Origin of the sequence: Maritimibacter sp. HL-12 (assembly GCF_900177545.1) — a bacterium.
Taxonomy (GTDB): Bacteria; Pseudomonadota; Alphaproteobacteria; order Rhodobacterales; family Rhodobacteraceae; genus Sinisalibacter.
Genome location: NZ_FXBQ01000001.1, coordinates 3424618 through 3446496, shown reverse-complemented (window position 1 = coordinate 3446496; position 21879 = coordinate 3424618). Strand labels below are relative to the sequence as shown.

The window sequence follows — 21879 nt, the reverse complement described above, 5'->3', positions numbered from 1 at the left end:
CGCGCGATCAGCCCGGATCGAACTGCCCGTAATCGCCGCCGAGAAACACCCGCGCCATCGGGCCGTCTTCGGTCGATACCCGGGTGACCTGGCCGATGATCACGGTGTGATCGCCGGCGTCGATCCGGTCGCGGATGGTGCATTCGAAGCGCGCCGGGCAGCCCGCGATCAGCGGGACGCCGTGTTCCGACATCTCCCAGTCGCAATGTTCGAAGGCCTCGGCGGTATTGGCGAAGGCCCAGGTGACCTCGTCCTGCCCGGTGCCCATCACGTGCAGCGCGAAGCGCTCGGCGCTCACGAAGGCGTCGTGGCGGCGCGACGCCTTGGCCGGGCACCACAACAGCAGGGCCGGATCGAGCGAAACGGAAGTGAAGCTGTTGGCGGTGATCCCGATCGGGCCACGTTCGACCGCTGCGGTCACCACCGTGACGCCGGTCGCAAAACGGCCGAAAGCGCTGCGCAGGGCACGGGTATTTTCCGGGCCCGGGATGAAGTTCTGTGCCATGAAGGCTCCTGACGGGATTGCGTGGCCTGTGCCGTGAATTCAGGCGCGCGCGGCCGACTGGTCGGCAACCTCGCTCTCGCCCTCGTCAGGTACGGAGCAGAACATCTCGTAGATCACTTCGAGAATGCGCTTGGGGCGTTCGTCGGCGAGCGAATAGAAGATCGCCTTGCCTTCGCGCCGGGGCACCACCAGACCTTCCATCCGAAGCCGCGCCAGTTGCTGCGAGACCGCCGCCTGGCGCGCGTGCAGAAGTTCCTCAAGCTCGGTCACCGACTTCTCACCGGTGACGAGTGCGCAGAGGATCATCAGCCGTCCTTCGTGACTGATCGCCTTGAGCAACGCGGACGCATCGCAGGCCGCGGACATCATCTTGTCCATGTCCTCCGCCGACATATCTTCGGTGATCACGGGCGATTCCATGAAAGAAACCTTGCTCATTTTTCACAACCTTTCCTTCCGACATAAGCGATTGTGACGAGGCAATCAATTCACTTGCGGGAATTTGAATTCTCCGCTGTGGCATCGAACGCCGGCCAGATACGATCAAGGCGACCTCACAACAAATTCATAACATGGAATAAGTCCTTGCGACCTGACCGCGCCCCTTGTTAGCGTCGAGGGGCGAACAGACGACTTTCGGAGAGACGAGACAAACCATGATCGAGACGACGTTCACCCCGGTGAGCGCCGCCCTGGGCGGTGCGATGATCGGGCTTGCCACGGTGCTGCTGCTGGCCCTGCGCGGCAATGTATTCGGCGCGACGGGCATTCTCGCGGGCTTCCTGAGCCCGTCCTCTTCCTCGGACTGGGCCTGGCGTGCGGCGCTGATGGCCGGGCTGGTCTGCGGTCCGCTGGCGCATTTCGCGCTGCTCGGCGAAATGCCGCCGGTCGAGGTGCCGGTGGCCCCCTGGATGGTGCTGGTCGGCGGCTTTCTCGTCGGCCTCGGCGTGACCTTCGGGGCGGGCTGCACCTCGGGCCACGGCATCTGCGGCCTTGCGCGCGGCGCGCGCCGCTCGATTGTCGCCACCGCCACCTTCATGCTCACCACCGCGCTCACCGTTTACGCGGTGCGCCATGTTTTCGGAGGCTTGTGATGCACCTCGTTGCGATCTACCTCGCCGGGCTCCTGTTTGGCCTCGGCATCTCGATCAGCGGCATGGTCAACCCGGCCAAGACGCTGAATTTCTTTGATGTGGCAGGGGGCTGGGACGCCTCGCTCGCCGTGGTCATGGTGACGGCGCTGGCGGTGGCCGCGGGCGGCTACCGGCTGGTTCTGCGCCGGTCCGCCCCGCTCTTCGCGCCGCGGTTCCAACTGCCCACCGCGCGGGCGATCGACGCCAGGCTGGTGCTCGGCGCGGGGCTGTTCGGCATCGGCTGGGGGATGTCGGGCTTCTGCCCCGGTGCCTCGCTGCCCGCGCTCGGCACCGGCCGGGTCGAGGTCTTCGCCTTTACCGGCGCGCTGGTGGCGGGGATGTTCACGGCGCGCTGGCTGATGCGCTTGAACGCGACCCGGGCGGCAACCGTCTCGGCATAACCTGCGGGACTTGGGACAAGAACAAATTCAAAAACCTGCATGTAAGGGGCTTTACGACAGCAATCACGATCCCTACATGACCCATCAACAGCTCTGGCGGCGCAAGATCAAGCCGTCGCCGGGGGTCAACGAAACCGGCCGGGGCAGGGCATCCCGGCAAGAAGGAGCGAGACGATGAAAGATTTTGCCACCGATTACCCGATCGACACCTCGATCAAGCCGGACGTCGAAGCCTTTTTCGATCCCGACACCAACACGATCTCCTACGTGGTGAAAGACCCGACGTCGAACGCCTGCGCGGTGATCGATTCGGTGATGGATATCGACTACGCCGCCGGCCGCATCTCCTACGAGAGCGCCGACAAGATGATCAAGTTCATCGAAGACAACGGCCTCAAGCTCGAATGGCTGATCGAAACCCACGTTCACGCCGACCACCTTTCCGCCGCGCCCTATATCCAGGGCAAGCTCGGCGGCAAGATCGGCATCGGCGAGAACATCACCGTGGTGCAGGACACCTTCGGCAAGGTGTTCAACGAGGGCACCGAGTTCCAGCGTGACGGCTCGCAGTTCGACAAGCTGTTCCAGGAAGGCGACACCTATAAGATCGGCAACATGACCGCTTTCGCGATGCACACCCCGGGCCACACCCCGGCCTGCATGACCCACGTGGTCGGCGATGCCGGCTTCGTCGGCGACACGCTGTTCATGCCCGATGGCGGCTCGGCGCGGGCCGACTTCCCCGGCGGCGATGCCGGCGTGCTCTACGATTCGATCCAGAAGGTGCTGAGCCTGCCCGAGGAAACCCGGCTGTTCATGTGCCACGACTACGGGCCCAACGGGCGCGACATCCAGTGGGAAACCACGGTGGCGGAAGAGAAAGAGCACAACATCCACGTTGGCGGCGGCAAGACGAAGGAAGATTTCGTCAAGTTCCGCACCGAGCGCGATGCCCAGCTCGCCATGCCGCGCCTGATCATCCCGTCGTTGCAGGTCAACATGCGGGCCGGCGAGATGCCCCCGGCGGAGGAGGACGGCAAGGTCTTCCTCAAGGTTCCGGTCAACACGCTCTGAGGAACGACGAGATGCGCAGGGACTGGAAAGAGCTTGATCAACAGGTCACCGTCGCGGGCCAGATCCGGCCCGAAGACGTCGGCCAACTCGCCGCCGCCGGGTTCCGGGTCGTGATGTGCAACCGGCCCGATGGCGAGGAGCCCGGCCAGCCCGACTGGAACGAGATCGCCGAAGCCTGCAAGCACAACGGCATCGCGGCGCGCTACCTGCCACAAGCCGACCGCAGCCCGACCGATTACGCGGTGAGCGGCTTCGTCGGCGCGATGCGCGAGACCGAGGGCAAGGTGTTTGCCTATTGCCGGTCCGGGGCCCGCAGCGAAGCGTTGTGGAACGCCGCCAAGGCACGGATGGCTGCCGGCGGCTGACGGCCGTGCACCTCGAAAAATGACAGGCCCTCCCGGCGCATCCGGGAGGGCCTTTTCGTTTCTGCACCCCCGGTCGGCATCGCGATTGCCTCGTGGCGGGCTTCCTGCTATCTGCGAGAAAAATAGTTATGGGAGATAACAATGCAGATCGGCAAGAACACACCGCTGGTGGTCACGGGCGGCGCATCCGGGCTTGGCGAGGCCGTTGCACGGGCCTTTGCCGCCTTGGGCGCGCCGGTCGCGCTGTTCGATCTCAACGAAGAGCGTGGCGAAGCGGTTGCAGCCGAGCTTGGCGGCGTTTTCGCGCGGGTCGACGTGTCGGACCCCGAGAGCGTGCGCGCGGGCTTTGCCAAGGTGCGCGCCCTGCAGGGGCAGGAGCGCGTGCTGATGAACTGCGCCGGCATCGGCCCGGCGGCGAAAACCGTCGCCAAGGGCGTGGCGCATGACCCGCGGCTGTTCATGAAGGCGATCACGGTCAACCTTGGCGGCAGCTTCAACTGCGCCAGCCAGGCCGCCGAAGGCATGGTCGCCGCCGATCCGCTCGACGACGACGGCGCACGCGGCGTGATCATCAACACCGCCTCCGTCGCCGCTTTCGACGGGCAGGTCGGGCAGGTGGCCTATGCCGCCTCCAAGGGCGGCGTTGTGGGCATGACCCTGCCGATGGCCCGCGACCTCTCGCGCGACGGTATCCGCGTCAACACCATCGCGCCGGGGATCTTCCATACCCCGCTTCTCGACCAGCTCCCGGTCGAGGTGCAAGCCAGCCTCGGCGCGCAGGTGCCGTTCCCGTCGCGGCTCGGACGCCCCGAGGAATTCGCCGCCCTCGCGCTGCACATCGCCCAGAACGACATGCTGAACGCCGAGGTCATCCGCCTCGACGGCGCGATCAGGATGGCCCCGCGCTGAGGCGGCAACGCGCCAGCCAGAGCGGTGTGCGTCCGACGTCAAGACAGCCCTTGCGCCTGATCGACGGCAAGGCGGTGCGACTCGCGATGCGGTTCGCGGCAGGGTGCCGGCTGGAAGTTCGGTGCCCGTCGCAACACCCTGCGCGCCCTCTCTGGCAGCGCCGGCGATCGCGGTGACGGGGCCCCAGCCGATCTGAGACCCGTGTGCCGGTCATGCGATCCGTGGGACCGCCGGTTGGTGGCCACGCCGTGTCCTTGTGCTTCGCCCTCAAGGCTGAGGTGGCCCCGTTCGGGGCGGCGTGCGGCGGGGAAAATCTGTGCCGCGCGCACTTGAAATGCCGCCATTGACTTACCATACCATTTTTGTCAGATATACGGCGATGCGAAGCCACCCCGCCGCAATTCGGGGAAGCCGGGTCGCAGGTGCGAGAGGTGCTTCGATGTCGGACCAAGTTGTTGGTGCAGCCCAGACACCCTCCCGGCGGCGGCAGGAAACCGACCGCGACGAGGCGCTTGCGGTTCTGTCGGAGGCCGGGCTGCCGATTGGCCCGGGGGTCGAGGCGCGTATCACGCCGGGCGACCGGATTAACACCTTGCGCCGCACCCGTGCGGCCAAGCCGATCTTGACAAAATAGGGAAAACCGATGATCGTTTGCCATTGTCAGAACATCACCGACCGCGACATCCACGCCGCGATCGGTTGGATGCGCGCCGCTGATCCACGCTCGATCATCACCCCGGGCCGGATCTATCACGCTCTCGGCAAATCCGCCGATTGCGGCGGATGCATCAGCCATTTCGTTGCGGTCATGCGGTCCGACCCGGATATCGGGGTGCCCCAGGAGCTTCGGACACTCCGCGCCAGCCAAGCAAGCCAGCCAAAGGAGAAGGCACATGAAAGGTGACGACAAGGTTATCCAGTATCTCAACGATGCCCTGCGCGGCGAACTGACCGCGGTCAGCCAATACTGGGTGCATTTCCGGCTGCAGGAGGACTGGGGGCTTGGCAAGATGGCCGCCAAGAGCCGCGAGGAGAGCATCGAGGAAATGCACCACGCCGACCGCCTGATCGAGCGGATCATCTTCCTCGGCGGACACCCGAACCTGCAAAAACTCGATCCGCTCCGGATCGGCGAGACCCCGCGCGAGACCCTCGATGCCGATCTCGCTGCCGAGCTTGGTGCCGTGGCGCTCTACCGCGAGGCGCGCACCTATTGTCTTTCGGTGCAGGACTACGTCAGCGCGAAACTGTTCGAGGACCTGCTCACCGACGAGGAAGGCCACGTCGACTTCCTTGAAACCCAGATCGATTTGTTCGAGCGGCTTGGCGCGGAGCGCTACGCCCTGCTCAACGCCTCGACGATGGACGAGGGCGAGTAAGCGCCGATCTCGCAGGCGGGCCGGGGGAGCGGACCGCCCGCTTTCGGCAAGACCACCGAAAAACAAGAGGGGGCGCGCCAGGATCGGCGCGCCCTCTGGTTTGTCAGCAGCCTTCGCGCCGGCCGAGCGTTTCGGGGTCTGACAGGATCGGCCAGTAGGCGCGCAGCCACAACCCGAAGGCCGCCGCCCAGAACACCGATGCGGCGAGATGGGCCACGAAGGTGTCGAGCAGGCCGAAGTCGGGGGCAAGCCGCAGGGCGGTGGCGGCCAGCAGCAAAGCGATCGCCACCTTGACCGCGCGCCCGACCGGCAGGGTCAGCCCGGCATGGAACAGCCCCGCGATCGACATCACCGCGAGCACCGCAAGCCCGAGCCCGCCCATCAGCGCGAGGTGCCAGCCTCCGGCGGGGCCAAGCGGGGCCCCGAGCCAGGCCGCGCCGAGCCAGATCAGCCCGGCCCCGGCAAGCCCGGCGGGCAGCATCAGCGCAAGGATCTCGGCGCGCAGCGCCTCGCGACCGATGAAGCCCTCGCCGACGCGGTCGAGAAAGGCCGCCCCGGCGGCAATGGCGAGCCAGCCGACGACCGGCTCGGAAAAGCCCAGGGCCGCGCCGAAGGTCAGCAGCGCGACGATACCGGGGGCAAGGTTGAGCCGGCCGGGGTGGGGCCGGAACGGCGATGTCTCCTCGGAAGGATCGAGCACGAGGTTGGTCACCGGGACGGTGATCCGCGCCAGCGCAAGGCCGAGCAGACCGAGAAAGATCAGCCCGCCGATTTTCACCGCCTCGCCCGCGAGATAACTGTCGCCCGCGATCATCCAGTGGCGCGCGACGGCCTCGGCGGCGAAAAAGGCCGCGAGCCAGACCACGAAGGAGAGGAGCCGGTCGCTCCGGCGCGTCCAGCTCAGCCAGAGGCCATAGGCGATGAGCCCGGCGATCCAGCCAAGATCGGCCAGCGCGGCCAGCGGCGTGAGCGCATCGAGGCCGAAAAAGCCGATCAGCCGGGCAGTGCCCCAGAGCGCGGCGAGGCCCCACAGGAGCCGTCCCTTCATCGGGGTGGTGTCGGTCCATTCCGCGAAGGCGGTGGTGAGAAAGCCGATCAGCGCCGCGCCGAAGGCCCCGTAGATCATCTCGTGCATGTGCCAGACCGTGGGGGCGATCACGCTGGCACCGGGCAGACCGTATCCGCCGAGCGCCACCCAGAGGAAGGGCCAGAGCGCCGCGTGCAGCGCGGTGAGCGGGAAGAAAAGCCGAAAACCCTCGTCGGACAACACCCGGGCAAGGCCCGGTCGCGGCAGGGTGTGAAGGGCGTCGGCCGGCACGAGGCCCGGGCCGCCAAGGTCGGGGATACCGCTCATGCGATCCGCCTTTCGTCAACGTCGTGGATGTGGCGAAACAGCCGGTCCTCGTGCAGCCAGGTCTGGGTGAGCGCAAAAAGCTCGGCCTCGCTGCGCGCGCCCGGCAGCCCCGGCACCCGGCGCTCTCCGTCGATGCCTTGCCCGGTGGGATGCATCACCATCACGCGGTGCGCCACCCGCGCGGCCTCGGAGAGGTCGTGGGTGACGAAGACCGCGCCGAAATGCCCCGCGCCGGTGGCATCGAGCACCAGATCCTGCATCCGCCGTTTCAGGGCCACGTCGAGCGCGGTGAAGGGCTCGTCGAAATAGATGAAATCGGGCCGCACCACGAGCGCGCGGGCGATCGCCACGCGCTGGCGCATCCCGCCGGAAAGCTCGACCGGGAACTTGCCGAGATCCTCGGCGGCGAAATGCGCGGCCGCGGCGGCGGCGCGGGCGGCCTCGCGGGCAGCGCGCCGGGGCTGACCTGCAAGGCGGGCGGCAAAGGCAATGTTGTCCTCCGCCGTGGCCCAGGGCATCAGCCGCGGCTCCTGGAACACCATGGCGTGACGCCGGTAACGCCGGGTGATCCGCCCTTCGCGCGGGTCGATCAGCCCGGCGGCGACGTGGATCAGCGTCGACTTGCCCGAGCCCGAGGGGCCGACCAGCGCCACCACCTCGCCGGGATCGACCGCGAGAGTGATGCCCGAGAGCACCTCGCGGCCGAGGAAGGCCTGCGACATGCCCCGGATGTCCAGCGCGGCGCTCATCGTTTCACCCCCCAGGGCCGGGCGGCATCGCGCCAGCGTTCGAACTCGGCGCGCACCGGGTGAACCAGCCCGTATTCCACCGCGATAAGCCCGGCCACGGCGATGCCGATCCAGGCCAGCGCCTCGGTCACGTCCATGTATTGGCGGGCGCGGGCCAGCTCGTTGCCGATGCCGCCGACCGAGGCCAGCACCTCGATCATCACCGCCACCTTGACCGAGGTGGCGAGCCCCAGCATCAGCGCCGGGAACAGGTGGGTGAGCATCTGGCGCAGCCCGACCGAGACGAAGCGGCGCACCGGCCCGGCCCCGAAGACCTGCGCCATCGCGTCGAGCCCGCGGTCGCGCGCCGCCACGCCCTCGGCGGTGCCGGCGAAGACCAGCGGCACCACGCCGACGAGGATGGTCACGATCACCATCCCCCCCGTCGAGCCGAACCAGATCAGCGCCAGCACCAGCCAGGCGATCGGCGGCACGCCGAGGATCACGGTGATCAGCGGGCGGGCGAGGCGCAGGGTGGCGGGCGAATAGCCCGCAGCCAGCCCGGCCGCGCCGCCGATCAGCGCCGAGAGTGCGAAGCCCGCGAGCGCGCGCTGCATGGTGTCGCGGAAGATCGCCCAGTGCGCCGGGTCCGACAGGATGTCGGCGGCGGCGTGGATCGTGGCGAGCGGGGCGGGCAGGATGAAATCGCCGTAGGCCTCGTGGCCTGCCTGCCAGAGCGCGGCGAGCAGCGCCAGCGCCGCGACCCCGGCCCAGCCGCCCCAGAGAAAGCGCCCGGTGCGCCCGAGCCTGTCGAGAAGCGCGCTCACAGCCGGTAGAACCCGGCGTCGGGAAGGTCGCCCCCGATTGCGGCGGCATCGACCTCGGCGACGGCGGCGAACATCGCCTCGAAGGCGGGCCGGATGCCGCGCGCGGGTTCGGCAATGAGCGCCGAGGTGGGGATCGACTTGGCGAGGATCGGCGCGGGCATGCCGAGCGGTTCGGTGGCCGAGGCGGCGGCGGCCTCAGGGTTGGCGAGCACTTCGGGCAGGGTGGCAGCGATGGCGGCCTGCAAGGCCTCGACGGCCCCGGGGTGCGCCGCGTCGAAATCGCGCGTCACCGCCAGCCCGGCCTGCGGCACCAGCGGCCCGAGCCCGGTGATCCGGCCCCATTCGGCCTGGAGGTCGATGGCGCGAAACACCTGCTGGCCGGCCTGAAGCGCGCGCATCTCGGCCATGGTGGTGGCGGGCTCGGGCAGCACCGCCGCATCGGCCCGGCCGGTGAGCAGGAGTTGCACCGCCTCGATTGGCGTCGCGGCAGGCACGATGGTGACGTCGGCCTCGGCCAGCCCTGCCTCTGCGAGGATACGCTTGAGCAGGATGTCGGGGGTGTCGTTGCGGAAGGGCAGGGCGATCGAGCGCCCGGCGAGATCGGCGGGGGTGGTGATCCCGGGATCGCGGGTCGTCACGTAGTTGAGCCCGCCGGTCATCGCGTTGACCATGGCAAGCTCCATGCCGCGGTTGTAGAGGTTGGCGGCGGCGTTGGCGGGCAGGATCACCACCTGCATGGTGCCCGAGGTCAGCCCTGCGCGCAACTCGTCGGGGTCGCGCCACGCGACAAAGCGGCTGCTGGCCGCGATGGTCTCGAACGCCCCGGTGGCCACCGCGTGGGCGAGCGTGATCGAGGGCCCGGCGGGCGGACCGTAGAGGGTAAGCGCTTCCAGCATCGGCGCGGCGCGCAGGAGACCGGGCGCGGCAAGCGCCGCGCCGGCGGCGAGACCGGCCCCGAGAACGGCTCGGCGGGTATGGCGGGTGGGCAGGGTCATGGTTGCAGTCCTCTTGGTCGGGGTCGGATCGGGGCAGGGCGCGCTCATGCGAACAGGCGGCGGCGCCTTCGGGGCAGGGCGGGGTGCAGGGCGGAGCCGGTGAGCACGGCGAGCCCGGCAGGCACCAGGTAGAGGGCAATGAGGCCGCCGATGCCAAGCACCGGCAGCGGCGCAAAACCGAGAAGCGGGCCGATGGCGGCGTGCAGGACGATGGCCGTCCACACCGTGATCAGCCAGAGCGCGGCGCGGTGCCCGGGCCGGTCGAGCAGCGCCGAGACACCCCCGACAAGAAGCCACAGCGGCGCCCAGGCGCTGAGCACGGTGGCAAGGCCCGCGCCGGTCATCAGCAGGGTGGCGCGGATATCGAAGGGCCAGAGCGCGCCGCGATAAGTGGCGATGGCGGCGGCGAGCACGAGCAGCCCGGCGAGGGCGAGCCCGTGCAGGGCGAGAGGTTTCAGGCGGGGCATCGCGGGGCTCCAGTGGAAGGGGCGGGCGCGGCCGACAGCGACAACCGGGAAAGGATCATGTCGTCACCTCGGCGTGCCGGGGCGCGGCGGGGGCGGGGTCGGCGAACCAGTCCGGCCGGCGCTTGGCCGCCTCGACCGCCTCGGTGTTCAGGCCCGCTTTCCAGTAGCCCGAGGTGATCACCCGCGACGGATCGTGCCCGGCCTCATCAAGCAGGAAGCGGCGGATCGCGCGCATTTCGCCGGCCTCGCAGGCGACGAAGACCCGGGCACGGGGCGCGATAGGCGCGCAGCGCAGAAGATCGGCGAGCGGGAGGCGGTGGCCGCTGCGGTCGCGGCTGGTCACCAGCACCTGCTGGCCGTGGTCGCGCGGCAGGGCGCAGGGCGAGGCCCCCGGCTCGACCGCGAGGCAAATCGTCACGTCGACGGCATCGGCGAGGCTTTCCACCAGCGCCGCCACCACCGGGGTGCCGGTCGGATCGGCCACCAGCACCAGCGGATCGGCGGTGGCGGCGGGGTCGAGCTTCGGGGCGCCGCCGTGGCGCATCAGGAGCATGTCGCCCGCCCGGGCCTGCGCGATCCAGTTCGCCGCCGGGCCGGTGCCTTCGTGGCGGGCAAAATCGACGTCGAATGCACCGTCGCCAGCCCAACCGCGGTAGGTGAAGCTGCGCGGCTTGTGGCACAGATCGACCTCCGGGCGCGCGACCGGGCTGTGGCCTTGGAGATTGCAGGGAAAGAACAGCTTGAGGTGTCCGCCGGGCACGCGCTCGGCCAATGGCACGGGCTGGGATCGGGGCGTGAAACGCACCCGTGTCACCGTCGCCCCGAGGTCGGTGATCGCGGCGACGCAGACGCGACGATGCAGACTACCAGCCGCCATGCAACCGCGCCAGGTCTGTCACACTCTTGCCGCCGGCGGAGAGCCCAACCCGGTCATCCCGAGGGCGGCGAAGGGGAAGCCAAGGGTCCATCGTTGGTCCTTCGAGAGCATCAACATATCGCGTGGGCGTCAAACCCGACAATTTCACTAAGAATACGGTCGGGCGCTGACAGCGTCAACCGGGTTCTCCGCCCCGGGTGCGCATCGTTTCGTCGCGGGTCACGGGGATCGACTGCCTCGACTGGCTCCCGGCGCCCGGTGCGCAACCTGTCGGATCGCCTGTCCCCGGCACGGCCCCTCGGCCGCCAGACAGACCGCCGATCGTGGAGGGAACAAACCGCATGATCGCCGGTTCTACCACTGGACGCCCTTGATCTGCGCAGCGGGTTTCCGGCGGTGGCGTTGCATGATCCGGCCCCGCGCAGGCGGAACCGGCGCTCGTGGTGCTGGCGTGGCACATCGTCGGGCAACCGCGCTTGCTAGGCTCCCGCAAGTGTCGGAGCGGGATGGTTGCGCGCTATCGCCCACGGCAGGTTCGGGTGCCACAGGTCTTGCCGGTCTGCGCCATCTCGCCGCGGTGCCGTGGATCCTTTGGCACTGCCGGTATCGACTTCGTTGGCTTTCGTCGGTGTCCGGGGGCCTTGTCGCCCTCCGGTTCCGTCCGCACACCCTTCCCGGTGGCTGACAGGCCGGGATCGGGGGAACCTTTGTGCCATGTGCGCGTTTGAACATCAGCCCGCGCGAAACCGGCGCAATCCGACCATTCGATCCGCTACAAGAGGTGCGACATGACCCCACCGGATACCAATCTGAAAAAGCAGAAACGCCGCCATCGCTTCCCGCTCGTCGGCATGGCGATCATCGCGGTCTTCGCGATTGGCGTCATCATTTACTGGATCCTCGAGGAGGTCGCGACGGCACCCGGACCGCAGGACGAAAGCGAGGCCGCAACCCCGGCCGATGATCCCGAGGGCGAAGGCAATGCCCCGCCGTCCGATCCTGCCGAACCGGTTGAGCCGGACGATCCGGATGTCGAGACCCAACCCTAGGCGCAAGGCCGTTGCCGGCCTGGATGATCCAGTTGGGGGTGCCCGGCGTGCCGGTCAGTCCTGGTCCTCCTTGCGGCTTTGGTCGCGCGCACGGGGCGCGGTGTGCTTGGTGCCGAAATAGTCGTTCAACTCGTCCCTGATATTGTCATCAATCAGCAACACCAGCTTGTCGCCGGTGTGAAGCCGGGTGTCGTCCGACACCAGGTCTTCATCCTCACCACGGGCGATCCCGAAGGCGCGGCTGCGGCGTGGCAGCCCGAGCTCTCCCACCGTCTGCCCGTCCATCGATTCGGGCACCTGGTAGCCCACCACCTGCAGGCCCTTGTGAAACCGAAGTTCCACCGACGCATCTTCGTTGTCTTCGAGCAGATGCACGATCGACCGGGCGATTTTCGAGTGCGGCGCGATCAGATCCTCAAGCCCCAGTTCTTCGCAGACCGAGATCAGCTCGGCGCGCACGATCTGCGGCAACACCCGCTCGAACCCGATCGACTTGCCGACCGCGGCGGCAAGGATGTTCACATCGTCGTTGTTGGTCAGCAACACCAGCGCGTCGGCATGATCACCGAAGGCTTCGCGCTGCACGGAGGGCAGGGAGCCGTCGCCGTGCAGCATCCCGCAATCGATCTCCTCTTCCAGGGCAAGGAGCTTGTCGCGGTCGCTGTCGACCAGCACGACCTCGTGGCCCTTCTCCAGAAACTGCTCGGTTGTGGCCAGCCCAAAGCGCGAGGCCCCCACGATGACGATCCGCATGATGCTACCTCCGTTCGATCCATGTTCCCGGCGACAACGCCAGCAGGAGGGCCAGGAACTCCAGACGGCCCAGCAGCATTGCCGCCATCAAGACGAATTTCAGATGAGTTGCCATCTCGGCCCCGGTCACGCTCGACGTGATGCCAACCGTCGACAGCGCCGAGACGACATCGAACAGCGACGACAACGGCGGCTGCCCCGACAGCAGGAACACGATCCAGAACGCCAGCGCCGAGGCCGCATAACACAGCACAACGGCCGCGATCGAGATGACCCGGTCGGCGTGAACCCGGGTATGGCCTTCCCGCAAGGTGGTGACCGCGCGGGGCGGAACGCGCAACCGCAGCAGGGTCAGGCGCAGCATCGCGGCCATGGTGATCACCCGGTTTATCTTGATCCCGCCGGCGGTCGATCCGACGCCACCGCCGATCAGCATCGCCACCAGGACCAGCGCAAGGTACCCCGGCGTCGGGTCCAGCGGTGCCACCGTGAAACCCGCCGTCGACAGCCCGCTGAGGAAATTCAGGATCGCGTCCCGGATTTCGGGACCGGTCGGCCGTCCGGTCAGGACCAGCACCAGAACGACAAGGACCAGCCCCGAGAGCGCGACCCCGGCGACCCCGCGGGCCAGGCTGTGGTCCAGCGCCGCGCGCCAGTCGCGGCGGATCAGGTAGACATAGGCGATCAGCGACACCGAGGAGGCAAGGCAGATCAGCATGGTCACCGCCTGCGCGGCCTTCGAGTAGCTCGCCAGGCTGTCCGGCCGCGGCGCGAAACCGCCGGTGGACACCGCCGAGAGGGCGATCACCGCCCCCTCCTTCCAACCGGGCATCAGGAGCACCAGCAGGCCGATGGCGATCAGCGTGAGGGCCGCGTAGACCACCAGCAACTCGCGCGCCTGCGACCGTGTGGATTGCAGGATGTCGCGGTCGGCCACACCGGCGTCGCCCATGGTTCCGACGGCACGACCCGGCCCGACGATCAGCATCACGCCGGCCACGGCGATGGCAAACCCGCCAGACCATTGCAGCCAACCCCGCAGCACATGCCCGGCGAACGGCCAGTCGGGTGTGCCCCGCGCCATCGTCAACCCGGTCGAGGTTATGCCCGACACCGCCTCGAACAAGGCGTCGGTTGGTGCCAGCCCGAGGACGATCAGTGCCGGGACCGGCAACACCGACAGCAGCAGGAACAGCGCGACGAGGGTGCAGATCGCCTCGATCTCGCGCAGATCATCGGGAACCCCCACGCGGCGGCTGGCCCATGCGGCGACAAGGCACAACGCCAGCGGGCCAGCCAGCGCGGCACACAGGGACCATTCGGCCTCCGCCGCCGCAGCCAGGCAGGGCACCGCCACGACGGCAGCCATGATGCCACCATGCGCCAACACCGCCTGCAGCACGCAGGATGGGCGCGCCTGCCAGCTCGTGCTTGCCTGACCCCGGGGGTGTCGCATGATGGCCAATCCTTCAGCCGGACAAACCACCGGCGCGGCAAGTTGTTCCCTCTGGTGTGGAACGGCGGGCCGACTTGCGCGTTGATTACCCGTGTTCTGCGGAACGGAGTGTGGCAGTGGAAAACCAGGCGAAGGCCAAGCGGGTTGATCAGATCGTGGACCAACTTGAAGAATTGACCGGGCAGAACCGGGTCAGCGTGCGCGAGATACTGGAAGCCTTTGGCAACCGCTCCTTTCTTCCGGTCCTGATGGTGCCGGCCTTGCTTGTGGTCTCGCCGCTGAGCGGGATTCCCCTGCTGCCGACCATCTGTGGCCTCACGATCGCAACTGTTGCCGCACAGATGTTTGCAGGGCGCGACCATATCTGGCTGCCCCGGTTCGTGATGCGCAGGTCGCTGGGAGGCACCAACGCGCAACGTGCGATCCGCCGCCTGCACGGCTTTGCGCGATGGCTTGACGAACATGCGCGCGATCGGTTGCGGCCGCTGATGCGCTGGCCGAGCCGCAAGGTGATTCAAGCGCTGTGCATTCTGTGCGGGGCGGCGATGCCGTTTCTTGAGCTCGTGCCATTCTCGTCTTCGATGCTGGGGGCGGCGGTATTGCTGTTCGGCACGGCGCTGTTGATCCGTGACGGGCTTTTGGCGCTGCTGGGCATGATCCTCATGGCGGCCGCCGCGACGGTTGTGCTCGCCGTGGCGGGGCTGTTCTGACGGGTCTTCACCCGGCGGCAATGCTTGCGGAACATCACCACAACAGGGGCGTCGCCGCGGGGATTTGGCGGGAACAAAACGGGGCCTGCGGAATTTCGTTTCTGCAAAGGTTGGGTAACGCCGGAAAGGAGACGCCGATGGTTACTCGAAACCCGCAGGGCCGGTTGGGCGGTGGTGCCCCGCGCGGTGCCAGCGACGAATCACCCCGGTCCGATGCGGCGGATGGCGGCAAAACGCAGTTCCGGCCGCAGTCCGGTCAGGACACGACCACGCCGGGACAGGCGAGGCCCCCCAGCCACGCGCCACCGGTTCTGGCCGAGGGGGCTGAAACCTCCGCCGCGGCGGATGATGCCGCGCAACAAGGGCAAGCCGCCGAGGCACCTGCAGGGTCACGCACCACAGGCACCGATGTCCAGCCCCGACCCTCGCCGCGCACCGACTGGTCCGGGCCACTCGGTCGCGAGGTCGGACTCATGATCGCGATTCTCGGGATCCTCGCGGTGCTGTCCGTGCTGTTCCTGCTGACGTTCTGATCGCATCCAGCCCGACAAGGGGTTCCGGCGACGGGGTTCGATCCGGTGATGCCTGCGCGACGGCAAGGCCGGGCAGGGTGCGTCGGTGCGGTCGGCCGGGAACTCGACAGCGCCGCCGTGGTTTTGCCAGGTGAAGCAACACGTCCCGGAAAGGAGAATGCCATGCCCGCCAAATCCAAAGCGCAACAGAAGGCAGCCGGCGCAGCGCTTGCTGCGAAACGCGACAAGAGCCAGGTGAAGACCCTGCAAGGCGCGTCGAAGGAAATGTATGACAGCATGACCGAGGAGGAACTCGAAGAGTTGGCCGCGACTCCGCACGACGATCTTGAGCCGAGGAAGGATGGTTCCGCGGATTGAAGCCGGCGCGATGATAAGCCAAGCGGACGGGTGGATCACGCCGGGTGTTTCCATACTGTCGGAAAGGCCGCCGATGAACACCTGACCAGGCTCGCCGAGCAACGGTTGAACAAGGCCGCGTGAACAAGGCCGGGACGCCGGGCAGGCGAGCCGCACCCGGCGTTCCCGCGGCCCGTCGCGCGCGATGCTGGCGGCGCAGCAAACACCACTTCGGCCAGCCTGCAATGGAACCTGTGCGCGGTCGGCGGGGTTCATCCATCATGTCCGATCAAAACCATCCCGGCCCGATTCCTGGCGAACCGCGCGACATGCAGGAGAAGGTCGAGGAAGAATCCGTCAACGACGCCACGCGCCTCAGCGCGCGCCTGATCTACGAGGTCATTCGCCGCGATGGCGAGGCCGAGTTGACCCGCCCGCTGGTGTCGCTGATCTGGTCCGGCGTTGCGGCAGGCCTGCTGATCTCGCTGTCGGTTCTGGGCGAAGCCATATTCCGGACGTATCTGCCCGAGGCCGACTGGGTGTTCCTGCTCGAAAACCTGGGATATTCCTTCGGCTTCATCGCGGTCATTCTTGGCCGGATGCAGCTTTTCACCGAGAATACCATCTCGACGGTCCTTCCGGTGGTGGCCAAGTGGTCGAGCGATGTGCTGAGGCGGATGGTCAAGCTCTGGTCGGTGGTTCTGTCGGCGAACGTGGTGGGGGCCTGCCTTGCGGCCCTCTTCATGCTCGAAAGCGGCGCGTTTTCCGATCCGATGCTGGAGATGTTTGCCGAGCTGTCGCGCCACGCGGTGATGATGGGGGCGGGCGAAAGCTTTGCGCGGGCCATTCCGGCGGGCGTTCTGGTGGCGGCGATCGTCTGGATGATGCCCTCGGCGCAGGGCAGCGGCATCATCATCATCACCGCCTTCACCTGGCTGATCGCGGCGGGCGATTTCACCCATATCATCGCCGGCGCGGTTGAAATGTGGTACCTGGTCCTGCGCGGCGATCTGGAAATCCTGCGCGCGGGCCTCGAGTTCTTCCTGCCGGTGCTGGCGGGTAACGTCCTTGGCGGAACGGCGATCTTCACCCTGCTGGCCTGGGGGCAGGTCAAGAACGAAGTGCCGCAGGGCAGCGAGATCGAAGAGCAGCCCTGACGCCACGCAGTCGGGGAACAACTTCATCCGCCGCCGCGTTGATCTTCGGAACAACGAACGGTGGATCCGGATGGAGAGCATTCTTGCCGAGTTTGGCGGCGGCCCCAGTCTAGGCGTTGAGTCCATCATCCTGCGGCTTCTGGGCGCTGTCGCTTTCAGCGGGTTGATCGGGTTCGAGCGCGAGGCCAAAAACCGGCCGGCAGGGTTGCGCACGCACATGCTGGTCGGCTTGGCGGCGGCGTCCTACTGCATGATCATGCTCGAATTGCTGGCGCAGTCCGAGGGGAAGTCTGCGGATCTGGCGATGGACCCGTTGCGCCTGCTCGAAGCGGTCACCAGCGGGGTGGCGTTTCTGGCTGCGGGCATGATCGTCTTTGCAAGAGGCAAGGTCCACGGGCTGACCACCGGGGCCAGCCTGTGGCTGGCCGCGGCCCTCGGCCTTGGGGCGGGCTTTGGCTTCTGGGTGCTTTCGGCGGCCTCGGCCATTCTGGCGCTGATCATCATCCGGGTGATCAAGGTGGCGGAATTGGCCGCGAAAGCGCAGAAGGATGATGACGTCTACCATTAAACGGCACGGCGCGGTGCCGGTGTCCGGTGCTAGGCCGTCACTGTTTCAGAGCCACAAGCGGCAGCGATGGAACCGAACCGGTGCCGGTTCGGTTGGTCGGACAGGCAGGCTTTGCCAGATGCCGCCACCAAGGCAGGAGACCGACCATGAAATACTCTTACGCCCGCTTTGCCGCCATGATCGGCACATCGACATTGACGATGTTCGTGCTGATGTATCTGAACACCTATAGCTGGGACCACGTGTTCTTCAGTGAAACCCGGATCTACATGGCGCTTTACATGGGCGCGGCGATGGCCGTCATCATGCTGACGTTCATGTTGGGCATGTACCGCAATACCGCCGTCAATGCCGCGATCTACCTGTTGGCGGCGGCTCTGTTCGTTGCGGCCACCTGGCTTTTGCGAAGTCAGGAAACGGTCGAGGACGTGTCGTGGATGCGCGCAATGATTCCGCACCATTCCATCGCTGTTCTTACCAGTGAACGGGCGGACCTGTCCGATCCGCGCGTGCGCGATCTGGCCGGGCGCATCATCGAAACCCAGCGCGAGGAGATTGCCGAGATGAAGGGCCTGATTGCCGACCTGCGCGCCGACGAATGAGCCGGCGTGGCGCGGCAGGGTCCGGCAGCGCACCCGCCCGGTTACGTCTGTCCGCCGAAGAATTGCACCACAAGCGCCGTCAGGTAGATCGCCAGAAGCGCCACGCTTTCGGCACCGATACCGGCAGGGCCTTGTCGCTGGCGAAACAACAGCCCGAGAAGCAGGACCGAGGTCATGGTCAGGCTGATCGCCAACCAGAAGATGTCGGACAGCGCGACGGCGTGATAGACCGACCCGTCGCGGTAGCCGATGTCCGACATCGTCAGGAACAGCGTGTCGAAGGTATTGCCGCCGATAATGCCACCGATGGCCAGTTGCAGCGCCCCGCGCCGCACCGCCGCCAGTGTCGTGACAAGTTCGGGCAGCGAGGTGACCACGGCGGTCATCGCGGCCCCGACAAAGGATGCCGACAGGTTGAGCCGTTCGGTCATCTCGGCACCAACTTTCGCCACGGCCCACCCTGACAGGCTCAGAATGGCAATCAGGCCCGCCGTTCTGACCAGCAAACTGAACATCGGCTTGCCCTTCGCGTCGTCCTCGCTGGGGGTGTCGCGGCGGGTGTCCCCGGTTTGCACGGGCGTCCACATCGGGTTTTCCTTGAGCCGCGAGGTGGCCACCACGCCTGCCACGTAGACCGCGAAAAGCCCGATCGACGCCGGATGAACCGCAAGGACCGTGAAGGCGGGAGTGACATGGGCAAGCAACGGGATCGTCAACAGCAGCATCAACAGCCCGCACTGGAAGATGTTGGCCAACTCGGCCGACGCATGTTCGAGGTTGGCCCGCCGATACAGCAGATCGGCAATCGCCAGAAACGCGGTTTGCGCCGCGATGCCGCCGACGCCGTTCGAAAACGCCAGCGATGCCCGCCCGTCCAGCGCCGAGGTGAACGATACGATGACACCGGGAACCGACGTGCTTGCCCCCAGAAGAAGTCCGCCGGTCAGCGCTTCGCCCATCCCGCTGCGGTCGGCGATGCGGTCGGCAAGCCCGGTGACGCGTGTCCCCGCGAACAGGATGGCAAGGGCCGCACCAAGCGCGATGAGACCCAGCAGGCCGAGCGAGAGTTGCGAGAACATGCTTTCCGAACCCGCGGGAAGCAAAAAAGTTTCCTGCAAACGGGAACAATGCGCATGGGCTGCGGTTGGTTTTGCGAACACATCATCGGAGGGGAGGCATGAGCAATCCTTGTTACGGCCGCAAACGCGGCTATTCCCGCCGGGCGGTTCTGGCACAGGTCGGGCTGGGAGGCGTTGCCGCGACCCTTGGTCAGTTGCGCGGCGTGCGGCACGCCTTCGCGCAGGACGACGGGCGGCCGTGGTATTTTCTGGACGACGCCGAGGCACGTTGGCTTGCGGCGGCCTGTGACACGCTGATCCCCGAAGACGAGTATCCGAGCGCGAGCCAGGCCGGGGTCGTGGATTTCATAGATTTTCAACTGGCCAGCGATTACGGCGCGGGCGCCGGACTATACATGGATGGCCCGCATCAATCCGGCACGCCGGAGCAGGGCTACCAGTTCGCCTTTCCTCCGTCGGACCTGTTCCGCAACGCGATCGACGCCCTGTTGCAGGACGATCCACCGCTGACTGAACTCGATGCCGAGGGTCGGCACGAGGCGTTGCGCGGCCTGTCCGAGAGCGAGGATAACCTGACCGACGACATCCCGGCGCAAGCCTTCTTCACCGAGCTGCGAACCCTGACAAACCAGGGCTATTTCGCGGACCCGATTCACCTCGGCAACCACGATTATGCCGGGTGGCAGATGGTCGGGTTTCCCGGGGCGCATGCCTATTACCTGAGCACCGTCGACGATCACAACCGTCACCATCCTGCCCCGCCGATGGGGGTGGCGCATGACCGCTCCGGCGGTTCCTCCCTGCCTCGGCTGATCGAAAGAGGCGAGTGAGCCATGGCCGATTACATCCTTCCCAAGACCGATGTCGTCATCGTGGGCGGAGGCTGGACCGGCCTGACCACGGCTTACGAGCTGGCCCGCGAAGGGCAGCGCTGCGTGGTGCTGGAACGCGGGCGCGACCGCCATACCGCCACTTCCTTCGCCGGGCCCGAAGAGCATGACGAGTTGAAATATGCCCTGCATCACGCGCACATGATGGAGCTGCGCAAGGAGACCCTGACCTTTCGCAACACCCGCGATCAACGCGCCTTGCCGATGCGGCGGTTGGGGTCGTTCCTGCCGGGGTCGGGGCTGGGCGGTGCCGGTATTCACTGGAACGGGCAGTTGTGGCGGCCGTTGCCGTCGGATCTGGAGATGCGCAGCCACTACGCCGATCGCTATGGTGCCGATTTCATCCCCGATGAGCTGAGCATTCAGGACTGGGGCGTTAGCTACGACGAGCTTGAGCCGCACCTTGAATTCTTCGAGCGGATCTGCGGCACGGCAGGAACCGCGGGCAACCTTGACGGTGAGCCGCGCGAAGGGGGCAATCGGCACGAGGGGCCGCGGGCGTCGGGATATCCCAATCCGCCGATGAAACAGCCGATCGCCACCACCCTGTTCGGCGAGGCGGCGGCGCGGCTGGGGATGAGCCCGTTTCCGATGCCCTCGGCCAATGTCACGCAGGCTTATGAAAACCCCTATGGCGCGCAGCTTCATCCCTGCACCTATTGCGGGTTCTGTGAACGGTTCGGATGCGGCTATCATGCCAAGGCCGATCCGATCATCTGCGTCTACGATCGCATCAAGGATCACGAGAATTTCGAGATCCGGTGCGACTCGCAAGTGCTGCGGGTGGAGAAGGCGTCGGATGGCAAGACGGCAACCGGCGTCACCTATCTGGACAAAAGCGGCGTCGAATATTTCCAGCCCGCCGATATCGTCTGCCTGAACGCCTATGCCCTGTGGAACGTGCACCTGATGCTGGTGTCGGGCCTCGGCGAGCCCTATGATCCCGAAACCCGCAGCGGCGTGGTCGGGCGAAACTATTCCTACCAGACCATCGCCGCTGTCGATGTCTTTCTTGACGACGAGATCGTGACCAACCCGTTCATGGGCGCGGGCGCCCTCGGGGTCGCGGTCGACGATTTCAACGGCGACAATTTCGACCATTCCGACCTCGGGTTCCTGGGGGGCGGCTATATCGCCTGCACCCAGTATCACGGGCGGCCGATCTCGTATCAGCCGGTACCCGAGGGCACGCCTGCATGGGGTGCCGAGTGGAAAAAAGCGGTGCGCGACAATTACCTGCACCATACCGGGATCGTCGTGCATGGCTCGTCTGCCGCCACCCCGGACAATTACCTCGACCTCGATCCGACATGGAAAGATGCCTATGGCCGGCCGCTGTTGCGGATGACCTTCGATTTCCCGCAGAACGACCGCAAGATGAGCGATTATGTTCTGCAACGTGCGGTCGAAATCGCCGAGGAGATGGATCATGTCCGCTCGATTTCGACGATCAACCGCGCCGCCCAGGACTCCCGCTATTCGCTGGTCCCATACCAGACCACGCATAATGCGGGAGGTGCCGTGATCGGCACCGACCCGCGCACCAGCGTGGTCAACCGCTATGGCCAGATGTGGGATCATCACAATGTCTTCGTGTTCGGGGCCTGCCTGTTTCCGCAGAACCTCGGCTACAACCCGACCGGACCGCTGATGGGCCTCGCCTATTGGACACTTCACCATCTGAAATCCGACTACCTGTCGAACCCGCGACCCTTGATGGACGCGTGACGCT

28 protein-coding genes are annotated in these 21879 nt (G+C 66.7%); 17 read left to right on the top strand and 11 right to left on the bottom strand.

Annotation, left to right across the window (positions count from 1 at the left end; all coding sequences use genetic code 11):
* Positions 1–7 precede the first annotated feature (7 nt).
* Both B9Y97_RS17025 and B9Y97_RS17020 read right to left on the bottom strand, forming a co-directional pair.
* Positions 8–505, bottom strand: a complete 498-nt coding sequence (locus B9Y97_RS17025) for a flavin reductase family protein (RefSeq protein WP_085527870.1) — start codon at positions 503–505, stop codon at positions 8–10.
* A gap of 39 nt (positions 506–544) precedes the next feature.
* Positions 545–943 (bottom strand): ArsR/SmtB family transcription factor, encoded by a 399-nt coding sequence (locus B9Y97_RS17020; RefSeq protein ID WP_254900952.1) that lies wholly within the window; start codon positions 941–943, stop codon positions 545–547.
* A gap of 218 nt (positions 944–1161) precedes the next feature.
* On the opposite strand from B9Y97_RS17020, the gene B9Y97_RS17015 reads away from it, so the two are divergent.
* The 8 genes from B9Y97_RS17015 (at position 1162) to bfr (ending at position 5766) form a co-directional block, all read left to right on the top strand.
* Entirely contained in the window at positions 1162–1599 is a 438-nt protein-coding gene (locus tag B9Y97_RS17015) for a YeeE/YedE family protein (RefSeq protein ID WP_085527869.1), read from the top strand.
* Positions 1599–2039 carry a DUF6691 family protein gene (locus B9Y97_RS17010; protein WP_085527868.1) on the top strand — a complete coding sequence of 147 codons (441 nt, stop codon included), beginning with the start codon at positions 1599–1601 and terminating at the stop codon, positions 2037–2039. The genes B9Y97_RS17015 and B9Y97_RS17010 overlap by 1 nt, the downstream gene beginning before the upstream one ends.
* Before the next feature lie 174 nt (positions 2040–2213).
* The gene (locus tag B9Y97_RS17005; RefSeq protein ID WP_085527867.1) at positions 2214–3113 is read left to right on the top strand and encodes an MBL fold metallo-hydrolase; all 900 of its coding nucleotides are present in this window, start codon (positions 2214–2216) and stop codon (positions 3111–3113) included.
* 11 nt (positions 3114–3124) lie between these two features.
* A complete protein-coding gene (locus B9Y97_RS17000) occupies positions 3125–3478 on the top strand; it encodes a protein tyrosine phosphatase family protein (RefSeq protein ID WP_085527866.1) in 354 nt (117 codons plus the stop codon).
* 141 nt (positions 3479–3619) lie between these two features.
* Entirely contained in the window at positions 3620–4387 is a 768-nt protein-coding gene (locus B9Y97_RS16995) for an SDR family NAD(P)-dependent oxidoreductase (RefSeq protein ID WP_085527865.1), read from the top strand.
* A gap of 439 nt (positions 4388–4826) precedes the next feature.
* Positions 4827–5021 (top strand): hypothetical protein, encoded by a 195-nt coding sequence (locus B9Y97_RS16990; protein WP_085527864.1) that lies wholly within the window; start codon positions 4827–4829, stop codon positions 5019–5021.
* A gap of 9 nt (positions 5022–5030) precedes the next feature.
* Positions 5031–5291, top strand: coding sequence for a (2Fe-2S)-binding protein (locus B9Y97_RS16985; RefSeq protein ID WP_085527863.1), 261 nt, complete (start codon positions 5031–5033; stop codon positions 5289–5291).
* Entirely contained in the window at positions 5281–5766 is a 486-nt protein-coding gene (bfr, locus tag B9Y97_RS16980; protein WP_085527862.1) for a bacterioferritin, read from the top strand. Before B9Y97_RS16985 ends, bfr begins: the two co-directional genes overlap by 11 nt.
* 103 nt (positions 5767–5869) lie before the next feature.
* Here the strand turns inward: bfr and B9Y97_RS16975 are convergent, their stop codons facing one another.
* From B9Y97_RS16975 to B9Y97_RS16950, 6 genes are read right to left on the bottom strand one after another with little or no spacing between them, the layout of a single operon-like run.
* Positions 5870–7120 (bottom strand): NnrS family protein, encoded by a 1251-nt coding sequence (locus tag B9Y97_RS16975; RefSeq protein WP_085527861.1) that lies wholly within the window; start codon positions 7118–7120, stop codon positions 5870–5872.
* Positions 7117–7869 (bottom strand): ABC transporter ATP-binding protein, encoded by a 753-nt coding sequence (locus B9Y97_RS16970; protein ID WP_085527860.1) that lies wholly within the window; start codon positions 7867–7869, stop codon positions 7117–7119. The genes B9Y97_RS16975 and B9Y97_RS16970 overlap by 4 nt, the downstream gene beginning before the upstream one ends.
* Positions 7866–8675, bottom strand: coding sequence for an ABC transporter permease (locus B9Y97_RS16965; RefSeq protein ID WP_085527859.1), 810 nt, complete (start codon positions 8673–8675; stop codon positions 7866–7868). The genes B9Y97_RS16970 and B9Y97_RS16965 overlap by 4 nt, the downstream gene beginning before the upstream one ends.
* Entirely contained in the window at positions 8672–9670 is a 999-nt protein-coding gene (locus B9Y97_RS16960) for an ABC transporter substrate-binding protein (protein ID WP_085527858.1), read from the bottom strand. The genes B9Y97_RS16965 and B9Y97_RS16960 overlap by 4 nt, the downstream gene beginning before the upstream one ends.
* A gap of 44 nt (positions 9671–9714) precedes the next feature.
* Positions 9715–10137, bottom strand: coding sequence for a hypothetical protein (locus B9Y97_RS16955; RefSeq protein ID WP_085527857.1), 423 nt, complete (start codon positions 10135–10137; stop codon positions 9715–9717).
* 55 nt (positions 10138–10192) lie between these two features.
* The gene (locus B9Y97_RS16950; protein WP_085527856.1) at positions 10193–11014 is read right to left on the bottom strand and encodes a siderophore-interacting protein; all 822 of its coding nucleotides are present in this window, start codon (positions 11012–11014) and stop codon (positions 10193–10195) included.
* A 788-nt stretch (positions 11015–11802) separates the two neighbouring features.
* Between B9Y97_RS16950 and B9Y97_RS16945 the strand changes: the two genes are divergently transcribed.
* A complete protein-coding gene (locus B9Y97_RS16945; protein ID WP_085527855.1) occupies positions 11803–12063 on the top strand; it encodes a hypothetical protein in 261 nt (86 codons plus the stop codon).
* A 54-nt stretch (positions 12064–12117) separates the two neighbouring features.
* On the opposite strand, the gene B9Y97_RS16940 is transcribed toward B9Y97_RS16945, so the two are convergent.
* Complete coding sequence (locus B9Y97_RS16940; protein ID WP_085527854.1) at positions 12118–12816, bottom strand: potassium channel family protein; 699 nt, start codon at positions 12814–12816, stop codon at positions 12118–12120.
* Positions 12817–12820: 4 nt separating this feature from the next.
* A complete protein-coding gene (locus B9Y97_RS16935; protein ID WP_139828358.1) occupies positions 12821–14272 on the bottom strand; it encodes a TrkH family potassium uptake protein in 1452 nt (483 codons plus the stop codon).
* Positions 14273–14382: 110 nt separating this feature from the next.
* Between B9Y97_RS16935 and B9Y97_RS16930 the strand changes: the two genes are divergently transcribed.
* The 6 genes from B9Y97_RS16930 (at position 14383) to B9Y97_RS16905 (ending at position 18178) form a co-directional block, all read left to right on the top strand.
* On the top strand, positions 14383–14982 hold the full coding sequence (locus tag B9Y97_RS16930; protein ID WP_254900951.1) for an exopolysaccharide biosynthesis protein: 600 nt from the start codon (positions 14383–14385) through the stop codon (positions 14980–14982).
* Positions 14983–15119: 137 nt separating this feature from the next.
* Positions 15120–15515, top strand: coding sequence for a hypothetical protein (locus B9Y97_RS16925; RefSeq protein ID WP_139828357.1), 396 nt, complete (start codon positions 15120–15122; stop codon positions 15513–15515).
* Between the two features lie 162 nt (positions 15516–15677).
* Positions 15678–15872 carry a DUF3008 family protein gene (locus B9Y97_RS16920; RefSeq protein WP_085527850.1) on the top strand — a complete coding sequence of 65 codons (195 nt, stop codon included), beginning with the start codon at positions 15678–15680 and terminating at the stop codon, positions 15870–15872.
* A gap of 260 nt (positions 15873–16132) precedes the next feature.
* Positions 16133–17008: a formate/nitrite transporter family protein gene (locus tag B9Y97_RS16915; protein ID WP_085527849.1), complete on the top strand. Its 876-nt coding sequence runs from the start codon at positions 16133–16135 to the stop codon at positions 17006–17008.
* Between the two features lie 70 nt (positions 17009–17078).
* A complete protein-coding gene (locus B9Y97_RS16910; RefSeq protein WP_085527848.1) occupies positions 17079–17576 on the top strand; it encodes an MgtC/SapB family protein in 498 nt (165 codons plus the stop codon).
* Between the two features lie 146 nt (positions 17577–17722).
* The gene (locus tag B9Y97_RS16905; protein ID WP_085527847.1) at positions 17723–18178 is read left to right on the top strand and encodes a DUF305 domain-containing protein; all 456 of its coding nucleotides are present in this window, start codon (positions 17723–17725) and stop codon (positions 18176–18178) included.
* Between the two features lie 41 nt (positions 18179–18219).
* Here the strand turns inward: B9Y97_RS16905 and B9Y97_RS16900 are convergent, their stop codons facing one another.
* Complete coding sequence (locus B9Y97_RS16900; protein WP_085527846.1) at positions 18220–19257, bottom strand: sodium:calcium antiporter; 1038 nt, start codon at positions 19255–19257, stop codon at positions 18220–18222.
* Between the two features lie 98 nt (positions 19258–19355).
* Between B9Y97_RS16900 and B9Y97_RS16895 the strand changes: the two genes are divergently transcribed.
* Entirely contained in the window at positions 19356–20087 is a 732-nt protein-coding gene (locus tag B9Y97_RS16895; protein WP_085527845.1) for a gluconate 2-dehydrogenase subunit 3 family protein, read from the top strand.
* Positions 20088–20090: 3 nt separating this feature from the next.
* Complete coding sequence (locus B9Y97_RS16890) at positions 20091–21875, top strand: GMC family oxidoreductase (protein ID WP_085527844.1); 1785 nt, start codon at positions 20091–20093, stop codon at positions 21873–21875.
* Positions 21876–21879 lie beyond the last annotated feature (4 nt).

What these genes read in the sequence shown, in the direction of transcription:
- B9Y97_RS16970 (WP_085527860.1), bottom strand. Translation starts at nt 7,869, where the DNA reads ATGAGCGCCGCGCTGGACATCCGGGGCATGTCGCAGGCCTTCCTCGGC.
- B9Y97_RS16890 (WP_085527844.1), top strand. Translation starts at nt 20,091, where the DNA reads ATGGCCGATTACATCCTTCCCAAGACCGATGTCGTCATCGTGGGCGGA.
- B9Y97_RS17005 (WP_085527867.1), top strand. Translation starts at nt 2,214, where the DNA reads ATGAAAGATTTTGCCACCGATTACCCGATCGACACCTCGATCAAGCCG.
- B9Y97_RS16925 (WP_139828357.1), top strand. Translation starts at nt 15,120, where the DNA reads ATGGTTACTCGAAACCCGCAGGGCCGGTTGGGCGGTGGTGCCCCGCGC.
- B9Y97_RS16990 (WP_085527864.1), top strand. Translation starts at nt 4,827, where the DNA reads ATGTCGGACCAAGTTGTTGGTGCAGCCCAGACACCCTCCCGGCGGCGG.
- B9Y97_RS17015 (WP_085527869.1), top strand. Translation starts at nt 1,162, where the DNA reads ATGATCGAGACGACGTTCACCCCGGTGAGCGCCGCCCTGGGCGGTGCG.
- bfr (WP_085527862.1), top strand. Translation starts at nt 5,281, where the DNA reads ATGAAAGGTGACGACAAGGTTATCCAGTATCTCAACGATGCCCTGCGC.
- B9Y97_RS17000 (WP_085527866.1), top strand. Translation starts at nt 3,125, where the DNA reads ATGCGCAGGGACTGGAAAGAGCTTGATCAACAGGTCACCGTCGCGGGC.
- B9Y97_RS16900 (WP_085527846.1), bottom strand. Translation starts at nt 19,257, where the DNA reads ATGTTCTCGCAACTCTCGCTCGGCCTGCTGGGTCTCATCGCGCTTGGT.
- B9Y97_RS16950 (WP_085527856.1), bottom strand. Translation starts at nt 11,014, where the DNA reads ATGGCGGCTGGTAGTCTGCATCGTCGCGTCTGCGTCGCCGCGATCACC.
- B9Y97_RS16955 (WP_085527857.1), bottom strand. Translation starts at nt 10,137, where the DNA reads ATGCCCCGCCTGAAACCTCTCGCCCTGCACGGGCTCGCCCTCGCCGGG.
- B9Y97_RS16940 (WP_085527854.1), bottom strand. Translation starts at nt 12,816, where the DNA reads ATGCGGATCGTCATCGTGGGGGCCTCGCGCTTTGGGCTGGCCACAACC.
- B9Y97_RS17020 (WP_254900952.1), bottom strand. Translation starts at nt 943, where the DNA reads ATGAGCAAGGTTTCTTTCATGGAATCGCCCGTGATCACCGAAGATATG.
- B9Y97_RS16935 (WP_139828358.1), bottom strand. Translation starts at nt 14,272, where the DNA reads ATGCGACACCCCCGGGGTCAGGCAAGCACGAGCTGGCAGGCGCGCCCA.
- B9Y97_RS16905 (WP_085527847.1), top strand. Translation starts at nt 17,723, where the DNA reads ATGAAATACTCTTACGCCCGCTTTGCCGCCATGATCGGCACATCGACA.
- B9Y97_RS16895 (WP_085527845.1), top strand. Translation starts at nt 19,356, where the DNA reads ATGAGCAATCCTTGTTACGGCCGCAAACGCGGCTATTCCCGCCGGGCG.
- B9Y97_RS16975 (WP_085527861.1), bottom strand. Translation starts at nt 7,120, where the DNA reads ATGAGCGGTATCCCCGACCTTGGCGGCCCGGGCCTCGTGCCGGCCGAC.
- B9Y97_RS16995 (WP_085527865.1), top strand. Translation starts at nt 3,620, where the DNA reads ATGCAGATCGGCAAGAACACACCGCTGGTGGTCACGGGCGGCGCATCC.
- B9Y97_RS16960 (WP_085527858.1), bottom strand. Translation starts at nt 9,670, where the DNA reads ATGACCCTGCCCACCCGCCATACCCGCCGAGCCGTTCTCGGGGCCGGT.
- B9Y97_RS16920 (WP_085527850.1), top strand. Translation starts at nt 15,678, where the DNA reads ATGCCCGCCAAATCCAAAGCGCAACAGAAGGCAGCCGGCGCAGCGCTT.
- B9Y97_RS16945 (WP_085527855.1), top strand. Translation starts at nt 11,803, where the DNA reads ATGACCCCACCGGATACCAATCTGAAAAAGCAGAAACGCCGCCATCGC.
- B9Y97_RS16915 (WP_085527849.1), top strand. Translation starts at nt 16,133, where the DNA reads ATGTCCGATCAAAACCATCCCGGCCCGATTCCTGGCGAACCGCGCGAC.
- B9Y97_RS16910 (WP_085527848.1), top strand. Translation starts at nt 17,079, where the DNA reads ATGGAGAGCATTCTTGCCGAGTTTGGCGGCGGCCCCAGTCTAGGCGTT.
- B9Y97_RS17010 (WP_085527868.1), top strand. Translation starts at nt 1,599, where the DNA reads ATGCACCTCGTTGCGATCTACCTCGCCGGGCTCCTGTTTGGCCTCGGC.
- B9Y97_RS17025 (WP_085527870.1), bottom strand. Translation starts at nt 505, where the DNA reads ATGGCACAGAACTTCATCCCGGGCCCGGAAAATACCCGTGCCCTGCGC.
- B9Y97_RS16985 (WP_085527863.1), top strand. Translation starts at nt 5,031, where the DNA reads ATGATCGTTTGCCATTGTCAGAACATCACCGACCGCGACATCCACGCC.